Here is a 14070-nt window from a genome sequence, read left to right on the forward strand (position 1 = left end):
TCCAGGCTGGTACCTCATCCTCGACTCAGGAGCCCCATCGTGATGTCCATCCTGTCCCGACGCATTGCCATCGTTGTGGCCGCGCTTCTCGCCGCCGTGATCCTGACCGCGTGCTCGCCCGACTCCGACGATGCCATGACGAGCGACTCGCAGGCCCAAGAGACCACGTCCACGTCAGGCGAGACGGCGCCTGACTCGGGGCGGGAGGATGACGTGATATTCGCGCAGATGATGATCCCGCACCACGAGCAGGCCGTGGAGATGGCGGATATGGCGCTGGACCCCGATCCTTCTTCGTCGGTGGAGGTCCGCGAGCTGGCCGTCGACATCAAGGCCGCCCAGGACCCCGAGATCGAGACGATGCGGGCGTGGCTCGAGGCATGGGGTGCGTCGCAGGAGGCCCCCTCCGCGATGGACCACGACTCCGGGATGATGAGCCAGGGCGACATGGGCACCTTGGCGTCCGCTGAGGGCGCCGAGTTCGACCAGATGTGGCTGACCATGATGATCGAGCACCACGAGGGCGCCATCATCATGGCCCAGGACGTGCTCGCCACGACCGACAATGCCGAAGTCGCCACAATGGCCGAGGACATCGTCGCGGCACAGGAGGCCGAGATCGCCACCATGCAGGCACTGCTCGAGCCGTGATGGACGACCACCACGCACGCGGTCCCGCGGCCTCTCCAAGTCACCATGGCGAGACAACGGTCCTCCACGTCGGTGGACTGCACTGGGCGACCTCCGCGCGGGGAGTCGAGAAGGTGCTCGGCGAGCGGCCGGGGGTGCTGCAGGTCGAGGCCAATGCAGTTTCCCAGACCGCCACCGTGACCTTCGACCCGAACCAGACAGACGTCACCGCATTGCAGGGATGGGTGCGTGAGTGCGGGTACCACTGCGCCGGGCAGTCCACCCCCACGCACGTCTGCGTCCCCGCTGACGAGATCCAGCCACCGCCGGTCCTTGCCGACGGCCACACCCATCAACCCCCGACGCCTGCACCCCCGCGGGACCACCGACCAGACGCTGATCACACGCAGCACGAGGCGCCGGTGATGTCGCCGCACGAAGCGATGGGTCATGGCGGGCACGCGGGGATGTCGATGGACGCCATGGTGCGCGATATGCGCAACCGGTTCATCCTCGCCGCCGTTCTCGCGGTGCCGATCATGCTCTACTCCCCGATGGGGCGGGACATGTTCGGGTTCACCCTGCCCGCACCCTTCGGGCTGCGCGACGACATCGTCGCCCTCATCCTGTCCGTGCCGGTGGTCTTCTACTCCGGATGGATCTTCTTCGACGGCGCCGTCCGCGCGCTACGCAACAAGACCCTCGACATGATGGTGCTCGTCGCGATCGCGATCAGCGCCGGCTGGCTGTACAGCCTCTACGTCACCCTCACCGGCGGCGGTGAGGTCTTCTACGAGGCGGCTGCGGTGCTAACCGCCTTCGTCCTGCTCGGACACTGGTTCGAGATGCGCGCCCGCGGCGGCGCCAACGACGCCATCCGCAACCTCCTCGACCTGGCCCCGCCGATGGCGACCGTCATCAGGGACGGATCCGAGGTCGAGATCCCCACCCATGAGGTCGTCGTCGGTGACGTGCTGCTGATCCGTCCTGGCTCGAAGATCCCGGTCGACGGCACCGTCATCGTCGGTGAGTCCGAGGTCGACGAGTCCATGGTCACCGGCGAGTCGTTGCCGGTGGCCAAAGCGCCCGGCTCGCCGGTCATCGGAGCCTCGATCAACACCACCGGCTCGCTGCGGGTCGAGGCGACCAAGGTCGGCTCCGACACCGCCCTGGCGCAGATCGTCGCGCTGGTCCAGGAGGCGCAGAACTCCAAGGCGCCCGGGCAACGGCTGGCCGACCGGGCCGCGTTTTGGCTGGTCTTGGTCGCCATCGTCGGCGGCGTCGCGACGTTCCTCGTGTGGCTGGCCACGGGGGCCTCGGTCGAGACCGCGCTGCTGTTCGCTATCACCGTCGTCGTCATCACTTGTCCCGACGCGCTCGGCCTGGCCACGCCCACCGCCATCATGGTCGGCACCGGACTCGGTGCACAGCGCGGCGTGCTGTTCAAGAACGCCACCGCCCTCGAGACCTCCGCCCGCATCGACACCGTTGTCATGGACAAGACCGGCACTCTCACCCGAGGTGAACCCGACGTCACCACCGTGACCCCCATCGATGGCCGGTCCCCGCGACTCGAGCTCATCGCCGCCCTCGAGGAGCAGTCCGAACACCCCTTGGCCGTCGCGGTCGTCCGTCATGTCAACGGCCTCGGCATCCAGGTTCCGTCGGCGAGCGAGTTCACCAACATCGCCGGCCATGGCGCGACCGCCACGGTCGACGGCCACCGGGTCGCCGTCGGTAACCGGCGCCTCATGGACACGCTCGCCATCCCAGTCTCCGACACAGTCGACGACGCCCTCGAGGAGATCCGCACCAACGGCCAGACAGCTGTCATCGCCGCCGTCGACGGACAGGTCGAGGCCGTCATCGGCCTCGCGGACGCACCCCGCGACACCGCCCGCCGCGCGGTCGAGGCACTGCACGCACAGGGGGTGAAGGTCGTCATGCTGACCGGCGACAACCACGTCACCGCCCGCCGCATCGGCAACCAGCTCGGCATCGACACCGTCATCGCCGACGTCCTACCCGCCGACAAGGCCGCCAAGGTCAGCAGCCTCCAAGGATCAGGGCGCACCGTCGCCATGGTCGGCGACGGTGTCAACGACGCCCCCGCACTTGCTCAGGCCGACATCGGCGTGGCGATCGGCGCCGGCACCGACGTCGCCATCGAGACCGCCGACCTCGTGCTCATGCGCTCCGACCCCCTCGACGTGCCCACCGCCCTGGCCATCGGGCGCGGCACCCTGCGCAAGATGCGGCAGAACCTCGGCTGGGCCATCGGCTACAACGCTCTCGCCCTACCCATCGCCGCCGGAGTCTTCGCACCCTGGGGCCTGATCCTACGACCCGAGATCGCCGCCCTGTCCATGTCCGGATCCAGCCTCATCGTCGCCATCAACGCCCTCCTCCTCAAACGCCTACCCCTGCCGACCGAAGGAGGGCATCGCGCACCCGGGTGACGACCGCACACCCGCTTGTCCCCGACGCCGGACCGGTCCACAGGAAGAGACCAGCCAACAGTCCGCACGCCGTTGAAGCCCTTGGCACCGCGGGCCCGACCGAGAGGAGCAGACCATGACGACGAACCACGAGAGTCACGACAGTGGCCGCGCCGACACCGACCACGGCGGACATAACCAGCACGGCAGCGACCACGGCAACACCCGGAACTACGTGAGGTTCGTGGCGATGATCCTCGCCTCGGGCGCCGTCATGTACGTGGTCATGTACCTCAACACCTACGAGTTCGACCACGTCGCCTGGAGCTGGACCCGGTTCTTCATGACGATGATGTCGACCGCCACCATGGCGGTCATCATGCTCGCGTTCATGCTGGGGATGTACAAGAACAGGATCGTCAACGCCGCGATCGTCGGCGTCGCGGTCGTCGTCTTCTCACTCGGGCTATGGCTCGTGCGCTCCCAGACCACCATCGGAGACGTCGCGTGGATGAAAGCGATGATCCCGCACCACTCCATCGCCATCCTCACCAGCGAGCGCGCGAACATCGAGGACCCGCGGGCCCGCGAGCTCGCCGACGAGATCATCCAGACACAGAAGGAAGAGATCGCCGAGATGAAGAGCATCATCGCCGACCTCGAATCCCGATGACCCCGCGCTCGCGAAGCTGACGTCGGTGCAACGCCGAGCCGGCTTTTCGCGTCACCTGAATCCGGACCGCCTATGGCTCCTGACTGAACCGGGCAGGGGCCCTGAACTTGACGGAGAGCAGTGAAGAATCCAAAGAAGCAGGACGGCCGCACGGCCAAGGTGGCCGCACTGCGGGCGGAACAGGCGCGCCGGGAGCGCCGCCGCCTCCTCGTTGTCGTCGCAGCAGTCGCGGTTGTGATCCTCGCCATCATCGGGGCGACCACCGCGGTCATCCTCGGCGCTCGCACCGAGCGGGCTGCCGTGGAGGCGGCCGCTGAACAACCCATCCCGGACGTCACGGAGAGCACCGGCCTCTCCGCGAACCACGTCCAGACCACCGCCGACCCCTCGTCGCTGCCTCCCCTCGGAGGCGACCATGACCCGGTCTGGCAGAACTGCGGCATCTACGACGAGCCAGTCCCCGTCGCGAACGCCGTCCACTCCCTCGAGCACGGCGCCGTCTGGGTGAGCTACCACCCCGACCTGCCACCCAGCGACGTGGCGGCACTACGGGAGGCCGTCGAGGGTGAAAGCTACGCACTACTCAGTCCTTACCCCGACCTTGCCTCACCAGTCGTCCTCACCGCCTGGGGCGTCCAGCTTGAGCTGGACAACGTCAACGACGACAGGATCCCAACCTTCCTCAGTAAGTACCTGCAGGGGGAGCAGACCCCCGAGCCCGGCGCCTCGTGCAGCGGCGGCAACGGCACCCCCTCCTGAGCGCAAAGCCCCTCCTGCCGAGTCCCGGACAAGTCCACGACACGTTGCCCCGCATGCGCGTCGCTGCGGCGCGCCCGCCTGGCCGCTACATCTCGGCGGAGGGACCTCATCGAGCACCTGACTGCAGACCGTTGCACGCCGGATCGCGACACAACTTGGCAGTCAGTCGGGTCCAGGCAACGTTCGTCCGACCGCCGGGAGCCCCCCTGTTGGGTCGGACTGGGGCGCTTGGGTCGGCTTCAGGAGTGGGTATCCCGGTAGAAGACGAGTGCCAGCAGGCGGGAGCCGAGGACGAACGCGAAGAGGAGGAGCACGAACCCGAGGAAGGTGTTCAGGCTGAGCTGGTCGGTGATTGACAGGCCGGTGTCGCTGATGACGAGCACGGTGCCGGCGATCGCCAGTGCACCGGCGAGCAGCGCGACCACGATCTGTTGCGTCATCCGGGTCAGGAACGACCGGTCATCGGGGTGCGCGAAGGCCCGAACTCGCACGGTGAGGTCGCCGGACTCCAGGGCGCTGGAGATCCGGTCGATGCGCCTTGGGAGCCGCTCCAGCATCGGCAGGGACGCTGCAAGCTGGCCGATAGCGCGTTGCTGCACCGTCTCGGGTGTCAGCTGCTCCCGGAGTAGGCCGGGAGCGGCGCGACGGGCGGAGGAGACCAGGTCCAGTCCTGGGTCGAGCAGTTGTAGTGAGCCCTCGAGTGCTCCGAGCGCGCGGAAGGCGGCTGCGATCTGTGGCGGCACTGTCAGTCCGTGGCCGACGACGGTGCGCATGAGGTCCACGACGAGCTGCGCGGTGCCGCCCGGGCCCAGCCCGCCCCCGTGGCGGACGAGCAGATCCCCCACCTGGCGCTCCAGTGCCCGGTCGTCGAGGTCGCTGGGGGCGATGAGCAGGTCCAAGATGGCGTCGGTGGCCAGCGGGGCGTCCTGGGCCTCCACCGCCAGCAGGAGCCGGCTGAAGGACTCCCGCCCCCGGCGGTCGAGTCGGCCGACGGATCCGAAGTCGAGCAGTCCGATGTCGCCGGACTCGGTGATGAGGATGTTGCCCGCGTGCAGGTCGGCGTGGAAGACACCGCCGCTGGTCAGCTGGCCCAGGATGGTGGTGAGCAGTGTCTGGGCGATGTTTCGTCGCCTGGCCTCCGGCAGCGCGCGGATGGTGGCTCCGGCCGAGGACAGAGGTGCGCCCGCGAGCCGATCCATGACCAGCAGGCGCCGCGTCGAGTACTCCGGATACGGCGTGGGCACGGCGACCTCGTCGCTCTGAGCGGCCACCGCCCGCATGTTCGCGAGCTCGACGCGATAGTCCAGCTCCTCCGCCAAAGCGGCCGAGAACCCCCTGGCCAGGTCGCGTACCCCGAGCGAGCGACCCCAGGCAGTGGTCCGCTCGATCCGGTCAGCCAGTCGGAGCACGATGTCGAGGTCCGCGGTCACCTCTCGGCGGGCGCTCGGACGCTGCACCTTGACGACGACCTCACGACCGTCATGCAGGCGGGCGAGGTGGATCTGGGCCACCGACGCAGCTGCCAGTGGTGCCTCGTCGATGGCGGCGAACACCTCCTCGATGGGTCGCTCGAGCTCGTCCTCGATGACCGGGCGGACCTGCGACCAGGGAGCTGCAGGCACCGAGGCGTGCAGTCGGGAGAGCTCGGTGATGAAGGCCGGTGGCAGGATGTCCGGGCGGGTGGAGAGGACCTGCCCGAGCTTGACGAAGGTGACTCCGCCGTCGGTGAGCGCCTCGCGCAGCCCGCTGGCGACCCGAGACGGTGGCTCCCACTGCGCACCGGCGGGTCGGTCCCGGCGCAGGTACCCGCCGAGTCCGTGCCGACTGGCCACAGCGACGATTTCGGCGTATCGCCGGGTGCGGCGGTACCGCGCCGGCAGGCCGCGGATCGCCACGATCGGGCTCGGCAGGGAACCGGTCGGCACCAAGGCCTCGAGGATCACCAACACGACGACCTGAGCAGCGATGAGCCACGCGATCACCAAAATGACGACCGCGACGAGTGCGGGATCCATCTCGGCCCCGAGGGGGCCCCCTGCGCCGACCGCCTGACCCACCGAGGCGATGACAGGGGTGGCCAAAGCGTTGAAGACCACCGCCAGCGCGATGGTCCGCGGCCACCCCACCGGCACCGCGATCAGCCGTCGGGCGATCAGGCCGATCACCGCGGCATTGAGCAGCGTTGCGATCAACACAACAAAGCCGGACACAGTCTTCACTCTGCCAGTCGACAGCATCGATGAGAGCAGTCAGGGCCACTTCGACCTCCTCTCAGGCGTCGGATCGCGCGGGCGACGGGAGACCCCGGGCATCCGCCCACTTGCGTCATTGCGCCGGGAGCTGAGCGCCAAGAAGGGACCTACGCGGCCGAGTTTCCGTTGGATGGCGAGCCTCATGCCGACTGCTCCGGCCTCGTCACAAGTGAACCGCAGCAAACGACCGCTGATGAGTGACCCTGAACCGCTCCACTGCATCAAGGCTGCGGCTTGCGCTCGGGTTGGACGGTGACAGCGTTTTGAGGCGGGCTCTCTGTCGCCGGGGAATCCTCAGCTGCGGGGGCAGAGTCCGTCGGCAGATCGCTTCGTTCTGTTGCGAGGGCCTTGAGTCGCCTGGTGCGGCTGAGAACCGCTTCGAGCGCGATGCCCACAATGGCCCCCAGGATGAGCAGGATTGCGTTGTCCCACCAGAGCGCCCGAGACACCTCTCGAGGGACGGTGTACATGCCGTAGGCAGTCAGGTCGAGTTCGTCATCGGCTTCCCACGTCGCGTGATTGAAGCTGCGTTCCGCTGAACCGAACGCGTCTTCAAGGAGTGCACCGCTCGGCGGTTGTAGGACCATCGCGTAGGACGGCCTGGTGAGCACGTCGGCTTCGCTCCAGGCAAAGAGGTCGAGGCCGAAGGCGTAACTACCACGAGCGAGCGGGACAGAGACGGAACCTGCGGGGTAATCGACCTCGAAACGGACGTCGACAGGCTGCAGTTCGGAACAACCCCCCACGACCTGCAGACCATCGTCTTGCGGCGTGACCATGACATCCGCCAGTGGGTCATCCAGAATCTCGCCTGTCGTTACCGGCGCATAGTCCAACGCGCTGGCCTCCTGCGACGTTAGGTGAACGGCCACTTCAGCTGCGGCAGAGCATAGGAAGTACGCGTTGACATCAACGCTTGCGCCCCCATCCGTGGTTAGGGATGCATCCGCAAAAACGGTCAGGTTGGAGACGGTGTCCGCGGGCGCTACCAACCGGATCCCTACTGTCGCCGTCTTCTCAGGCGTCGCACGAGGTGCCGTCGAGATCATGAACCAGGCCACGAAGCCCAGCGCTACGAGGCCGATCGCAGCAGGTACCAGCCTGTGAGCGCGGCCGTGAAGGTGACCTGCCAGCCTTTCGACCATTTCGGTCCCCGATCACCCCAGGAGCATCGCGGCTCAGCGTCCCACGGACACACGAGGCGAGCAACACCTGAAGCGGATGAACGTCAAGCTCGACTCGCTGCCTTCCGACGCCCCAGCACCTGCGTCACTGCGCCGCGAGTCGGGCGGGGAGAGCTGAGCTCCGGAGCTGCCTCGCCGTCCGTGGATGATCGCGGTGCCAGACATCACCAGCGGGAGCGGCCGGGGCGCCTGGGAGGAGGCTCAGCGCTAAGGTGGAAGTGCGGGACTTGGCGCCCGCCGCAAGCTGGATGGCTCGGTGAGATGCGCCATAAGGGGTCGCGTCCTTGGCAGCCAGCCCGTCGAGATTCGCCTCGGCGGATGTAGGTGGACCTGATGCGGAAGTTCCTGGTTCAGAGCCCTGTCTGGCACGCGGTTGCGTGGATCGGCATCTATGTGGTGTTGGTGGGCGTCGGCGATTGGCTGTCGGAGTTGGCCGGCGTGCCGAACTCTGTCACCACCGTGCTACTCGTCGCGGTTAGCGCTTTCCTCATCCTCTACCTGCGCAGGGATGGCTGGCTCGCCTATCACGGAGTCCGCCCCTTCCGGCGGAGCGATATCAAGGGCACGTTGCTGTACCTCCCGCTCGTCGTCATCGCGGTGATGCAGTACACGAAGGGCCTGCGGGACGACCTCGATCTCACGGCGGTGCTGCTGATCATCGCCCTGATGATCTGTGTCGGCTTCCTGGAGGAACTCATCTTTCGCGGCATGCTCTTGCGCGGCATCCAACGCACCAGCACCCTCACGCGTGCCATCGTCATCTCAGGGGTCACCTTCGGGATAGGACACATCGTGAACTTGGCCCGCGGAATGACCCCTTTGGACCAGGCAATCCAGATCGGATTCGGGATCGTGCTGGGTATAGTCCTGGCGCTGCTCTTCGCTGTCACCGGGACCATCGTCCCACTCATCGTGTTCCACGCCCTGCTCAATATCAGCGGCAACCTGACGGTGGCGAATCCTGCCTCGGAGTCGCTGATGCTGGCCGCCACAACGGTCCTGTGCGTCGGCTACGCCGCATACCTGTTGTCTGTGCTGCGTCGACGGGGCCCGAGCCCAGACCTGTTGGAGCCTGCACCAAGACAGCAGCCGCGATCGTTGGAGAAAGTGCACCCGACCACCGTGGGCCAGGCTTGAGGCCAGGCTTCGAACCAAGGCGACGTCGAGTTGTATGAGCCTCTGGGGCAATGCATCACACCGCCAGGAGCCGACCGACCATGTGTCGTGTCGGGGGATCCGACTCTCTCAGCGCGATGTGAGCTTGGCGGTGGTTACGGTGAGGCAGACATCGAAGAGATCGGGGACGGATGGGCGATCGAGGTGAATGGCTCCGGGCCCAAGGTGCCAGGAGGAGGTGCCGCAGCGGCCCGCAAGTTTCCCGCTGGTGGTTTCCCGTTCTCGGCGCGGCGGGTGGCATCGCCTACGCCATCAAGAAGCACAGGGCCGTGCGTGAGGTGCTCCCCGAGCTGCGCGCACCGTGGTTGTACCTCCCGACGCCGGTCCCTCCCCTGCTTCCGTGGCCTGCAGTCAACCGCGGCGCAGCACGAGCCGGCAGACGGCTCATGCGCCGCCAAACCCGGGTGCGCAACGGGGTGGCCCTGGAGCGGCGGGTCCTCGACCTGACCGCGGGCGAGGTGGCGCTGTACCTGTATGAACCGCCGCAGCGCTCCCGGCCGAGCGGTGCGCTGCTGTGGATCCACGGCGGCGCCCAGGTGGCGGGACACCCGGAACAGGACCACGACCTGTGCAGCATGATGGCCGAAGATCTGCAGATCCTGGTCGTCAGCGTGGACTACCGACTCGCACCCGAGCACCTGTTCCCGGCCGCACACGAGGACTGCTACGCAGCACTGAGGTGGATGCACGAACACGCTGCCGACATGGGCATCGACCCCAACCGAGTAGCAGTCGCCGGTGCCAGCGCCGGCGGTGGCCTGGCCGCAACCGTGGCCCAACATGCGCACGACGAGCACCTCCCGGTAGCGGTGCAGGTCCTTGTCTACCCGATGCTGGACGACCGCAGCACGCTTCGCGCCGATGGCGGTGGCCGGGGCAGACTCTCCCTGACGCCGGCGCTGAACCGGTACGCCTGGACCAGCTACCTTGGACACCACCCCACCGAAGCCGACCCCGGCCGGTACGCGGCCGCCGCCCGCAGGAGCAACCTACGCGGCCTCGCCCCGGCATGGATCGGCGTCGGCGACCTCGACCTCCTGCACGACGACGCCGTCGTTTACGCTCATCGCCTCCGCGCCGCCGGCGTACGGTGCGAACTACATCTCGAATCCGGGATGTACCACGGCGCAGACGCCGGTCCCACTTCAACCGCCGCATCCATGACAGCCTTCCGGGCGCGAATCAGCGCCGCCATCGGGTCCGCCACTGCAGCGCGACCATGTTGAAGACAGGTGCGTCTTTCCGGCTCTCCTGATGCTTCCGTGGGTGGCTGGGCGCGCCTGAATGAGTGCACGCCGTTCTCCTGTCTAGGTTCTGGCTTGTTGAGAGTCCGGAACTGAAGAGATCGGAGAACGGCGTGCGGAACGCCACTCTATGGCGATCCCTGCTGGGGGTCGAGAAGGCGGTCATTGAAGAGGTCGAGTTCGACGAGGATGAGCAGCTGGTGGTCGCTCATGTTCGTCCTCGCAAGCGTGCGCGGGACCGGTGTGGGCGGTGCGGGCGAGCCTCACCGGGTTATGACCGCGGCGAGGGACGACGCCGGTGGCGGGCGCTGGACCTGGGCACGATCCAAGTGGTGCTGGAGGCCGGGGCGCCGCGGGTGAACTGTCGCGAGCACGGGCCGACGGTGGCGGCGGTGCCGTGGGCCCGCCACGGCGTCGGGCACACCTACGCCTTCGACGCCCAGGTCGCATGGTTGGCGACCCAGTGCTCCAAGAGCGCGGTCACCGAGCTGATGCGGATCGCCTGGCGCACCGTGGGCGCGATCATCACCCGGGTCTGGGCCGACGTCGAGGCCGTGCACGACCGGTTCGCCGGACTGCGCCGGATCGGGATCGACGAGATCTCCTACAAGCGTGGCCACCGCTACCTGACCGTGGTCGTCGACCACGACTCCGGCCGGCTGCTGTGGGCCGCGCCCGGCCGGGAGAAGGCGACCCTGCATCGCTTCTTCGACGCCCTGGGCGAGGAGCGCTGTTCACAGATCACCCACGTCAGCGCCGACGGCGCGGACTGGATCAGCGCCGTGGTTGCTGCTCGCTGCCCCAACGCGGTGCGCTGCGCCGACCCGTTCCACATCGTCAAATGGGCCACCGAGGCCCTCGACGACGTCCGCCGCCAGGCCTGGAACGCGGCCCGCAGCCAAGCCGGCGGGCGCTCCACCCGGATCCGGTGGTCACGAGGACGCATCCGACAGGACGCCGCCGGAGACGCCAAAGCACTCAAGCACGCCCGCTACGCGCTGTGGAAGAACCCCGAGAACCTGACCACCCGTCAGCAGGCCAAGCTGGCCTGGATCGCCAAGACCGACCCCACCCTGTACCGGGCCTACCTCCTCAAAGAAGGACTGCGGCTGATCTTCCAGCTCGACTACGACGAGGCCGTCGAGGCGCTCGAGGCCTGGATCATGTGGGCCCGCCGCAGCCGCATCCCAACCTTCGTCGACCTCCAGCGGCGCATCGTCAAACACAAGGCCTCGATCCTCGCCGCGATCGAACACGGCCTGTCCAACGGACTCATCGAATCGGTCAACACCAAGATCCGCCTCATCACCCGCGTCGCCTTCGGCTTCAAGTCCGCCGACGCCCTCATCGCCCTAGCCATGCTCAACCTCGGCGGCCACCGACCCATCCTCCCCGGCCGGCGATGACCCACAGATCAGTCACAAGAGCCGTCTTTCCGCCGGGAGCTGGGCGCAACTGTGAGCCGTTCTTGAGGGTCAGCGTCCTTGCGGGCGGGGCCGAGACTGATTGCCTACGGGGCCTGCAAAGGATTGCCACCACCAGTTACGGCGCACGCTCGGCTCTGGGCCACCGGGTCTGCCATAGTGTCCGCATGTGGTGGCTCGTCCTGGCCTTCGTCGCAGCCCTTGTCGGCGGGCTTGTCGTCGTGCTCGCCCGCCGGGGCGCGTCGGGTGAACGCATCGGACACAACACACCCGGCGCTTTCCGCGCCAACGACAACGTGACCCACAACAGCGGCCCATTCTGAAGGGCCCGACCCAGGCTCCACGCGTCCCAGCAGGTGCATCTCTCCGCCGCGAGTCGGGCGCGGCGCCGAATGGGCTGCGCCCACTGTGCAGCAGGGTGACAGCGCCCTCCGTGGGCTGCCTGCGCTGCGGCATTGTTGTGATTCGCACCGGCCGTGTCCCGAACATCACCACTGGTGATCATCCAGCCCGTCGCTTCGCGGCTCGCTACTCATCGGCTGGTGAGACACGATTTGTGGTGCCTGTTCGAAGTTCTGCGCCCCTTCGCGGACATTTGCCGATGAACCGGACAGGTACAGGGTGTAGCAAGATTCGAACCAGCCGGAAAGACGCTCATGGACACTGAACTAGACACCCTGCTCGACGCAAGCACACCTTCCCTTGCCGAGACCGAGGCGACCCGAGAGGCGCTGTCCACGGCGACGGCTGAGCTGGTCGCCGCCGTGACCTCGGGTACGCAGATACCGGCGCGCGCTCGGGGACGCCGCCGCGTGGCGCTAGCGGGCATCACGGCTGTGGCGTTGCTCGGGGGCGGGGTGGCGGCTGCGGCCCAAGGCGGTTGGTTGGCCCCATGGGCCGACGACCCCGACGGAGCCCTCACCTTCACCCTCCCCAGCGGCGGGACCTGCGAGCAACGCATCGGCAACATCAAGGGCAGCGACGACCAGGCGCAGTCCATGATTCACCGCTGGCTTGAAGAACACACGCTTGCGGAGGTCGCCGACGTCGACAGGGCGCTCCGCGAGCTGCGCGCGAACGAGGGCACGGCGGTGCGGGCCGACGGCACCGAGATCGCGGTGGGATACGGCACGGCGTACTACGACGAGGACCACGAGTACTACCAGGCAGTCGAGCACGCCATCGTGCGGGCGATCGCTGACAAGCTCAAGACGGAAGGCTTCAACAGTCCGAGCCTGTACTTCGACCTGCAAGGTGAGGTGCTCTGCGAGGGTGCGCGGCCCGACCCCTCCCTGCCGTGGTGGCTGTCGTGACGGATGCGGCTGGCGTCCTCGGCGACAACGCCGAGGACCTGTTGCGCTACTTTCGCCGACGGGTGCCAACCCAGGACGCCGCTGACCTGTTGGCAGAGACCCTGATGACGGCCTGGCGACGAAACCGGCTGCTGCCCAGCAATACCGACCAGGCGCGGGCGTGGCTCTTCGGGATCGCCCATCATGTCCTTCTCAACCACCGTCGAGGAGAGCGCCGCCGTCACGCCCTGGCTGATCGGCTGCGCCTGTCCTTACCCGAACAAGCCGGGGCCGGCGCCGACGAAGGATTGGAGGTGAGGGACGCAATCGAACGGCTCGAGCCAAGGCTTGCCGAGATCGTGCGCCTGGTGCACTGGGAGGGCTTCACTCTCGCCCAGGTCGCCGTAGTCGTGGAGCTCCCAGCCTCCACCGTGCGCAATCACTACCAGCTGGCAAAGGCGGAGTTGAGGAGCATGCTGCTAGAACCAGCCCGAACAAGCTCCGTAGGACCCTTGACGGGCTAGGAGGGCGCTGATCCGGCTCGAATCATCCGCCGCCGTCACAGGCGGCCCACCGCTCTTCCCGCGGGTCGGAAAAATGACTGCTGCACCTCGCCGCGGTGTTCCGCAACCGGTGGGTGTAGATCGCGTCGATCCCCGCCAGGCCGGACAGGCGGGCGACGATCCCGGAGAGCCCCTGGCCGTCATCATCTTCCGCGGCGCCCGCATCCGCACAAACACCGCCCGGTCCAAGGCGGCAGTACTTCCGCATCAACCCCGACCTGGTCCTCGACATCGTCGACAACCAACTCCGCCCTCTCAGGGACAAGCTCCAGCACCTCTGAGCGCGACCGCCGCGCCAGACCGCGTCACTCCGCCGCAAGGGACGTGCCCTGTCTAGGGAGTGCAGGCCTGGACGACCGTGGGTCGGTAGCCTCCGCCGGTATGGCGTTCAAGGCGAACGGTGGCGACGATCTCTCCGTCATCATCGACGCGAAT

General features: G+C 67.5%; 12 protein-coding genes. 10 read left to right on the plus strand and 2 right to left on the minus strand.

Going from position 1 to position 14070, the window contains the following annotated elements:
• Window positions 1-42: 42 nt before the first annotated feature.
• The 4 genes from GA707_RS19255 to GA707_RS19270 all read left to right on the plus strand — a co-directional run bounded on the left by GA707_RS19255 (window position 43) and on the right by GA707_RS19270 (window position 4500).
• Window positions 43-651, plus strand: a complete 609-nt coding sequence (locus tag GA707_RS19255; protein ID WP_152180091.1) for a DUF305 domain-containing protein — start codon at window positions 43-45, stop codon at window positions 649-651.
• The gene (locus GA707_RS19260) at window positions 651-3089 is read left to right on the plus strand and encodes a cation-translocating P-type ATPase (protein ID WP_152180076.1); all 2439 of its coding nucleotides are present in this window, start codon (window positions 651-653) and stop codon (window positions 3087-3089) included. The genes GA707_RS19255 and GA707_RS19260 overlap by 1 nt, the downstream gene beginning before the upstream one ends.
• A 115-nt stretch (window positions 3090-3204) precedes the next feature.
• Window positions 3205-3741 carry a DUF305 domain-containing protein gene (locus tag GA707_RS19265; protein WP_193315441.1) on the plus strand — a complete coding sequence of 179 codons (537 nt, stop codon included), beginning with the start codon at window positions 3205-3207 and terminating at the stop codon, window positions 3739-3741.
• Window positions 3742-3861: 120 nt separating this feature from the next.
• Window positions 3862-4500, plus strand: a complete 639-nt coding sequence (locus tag GA707_RS19270) for a DUF3105 domain-containing protein (RefSeq protein WP_152180077.1) — start codon at window positions 3862-3864, stop codon at window positions 4498-4500.
• A gap of 239 nt (window positions 4501-4739) precedes the next feature.
• Here the strand turns inward: GA707_RS19270 and GA707_RS19275 are convergent, their stop codons facing one another.
• On the minus strand, window positions 4740-6719 hold the full coding sequence (locus GA707_RS19275) for an AarF/ABC1/UbiB kinase family protein (RefSeq protein ID WP_152180078.1): 1980 nt from the start codon (window positions 6717-6719) through the stop codon (window positions 4740-4742).
• A gap of 254 nt (window positions 6720-6973) precedes the next feature.
• On the minus strand, window positions 6974-7813 hold the full coding sequence (locus tag GA707_RS19280) for a hypothetical protein (RefSeq protein ID WP_152180079.1): 840 nt from the start codon (window positions 7811-7813) through the stop codon (window positions 6974-6976).
• Between the two features lie 456 nt (window positions 7814-8269).
• On the opposite strand from GA707_RS19280, the gene GA707_RS19285 reads away from it, so the two are divergent.
• From GA707_RS19285 to GA707_RS19305, 6 genes are all read left to right on the plus strand, one after another.
• Window positions 8270-9073 (plus strand): CPBP family intramembrane glutamic endopeptidase, encoded by an 804-nt coding sequence (locus GA707_RS19285; RefSeq protein ID WP_152180080.1) that lies wholly within the window; start codon window positions 8270-8272, stop codon window positions 9071-9073.
• A 308-nt stretch (window positions 9074-9381) separates the two neighbouring features.
• Window positions 9382-10338, plus strand: coding sequence for an alpha/beta hydrolase (locus GA707_RS19290; RefSeq protein ID WP_226963969.1), 957 nt, complete (start codon window positions 9382-9384; stop codon window positions 10336-10338).
• A 131-nt stretch (window positions 10339-10469) separates the two neighbouring features.
• Window positions 10470-11762, plus strand: coding sequence for an ISL3 family transposase (locus GA707_RS19295; protein WP_152180082.1), 1293 nt, complete (start codon window positions 10470-10472; stop codon window positions 11760-11762).
• A gap of 185 nt (window positions 11763-11947) precedes the next feature.
• Complete coding sequence (locus tag GA707_RS21010; RefSeq protein WP_193315442.1) at window positions 11948-12103, plus strand: hypothetical protein; 156 nt, start codon at window positions 11948-11950, stop codon at window positions 12101-12103.
• Window positions 12104-12436: 333 nt separating this feature from the next.
• On the plus strand, window positions 12437-13093 hold the full coding sequence (locus GA707_RS19300) for a hypothetical protein (RefSeq protein WP_152180083.1): 657 nt from the start codon (window positions 12437-12439) through the stop codon (window positions 13091-13093).
• Window positions 13081-13596, plus strand: a complete 516-nt coding sequence (locus tag GA707_RS19305) for an RNA polymerase sigma factor (RefSeq protein WP_226963970.1) — start codon at window positions 13081-13083, stop codon at window positions 13594-13596. The genes GA707_RS19300 and GA707_RS19305 overlap by 13 nt, the downstream gene beginning before the upstream one ends.
• Window positions 13597-14070 lie beyond the last annotated feature (474 nt).

It is taken from the genome of Nostocoides sp. F2B08, from assembly GCF_009184895.1.
Classification (GTDB): domain Bacteria; phylum Actinomycetota; class Actinomycetes; order Actinomycetales; family Dermatophilaceae; genus F2B08.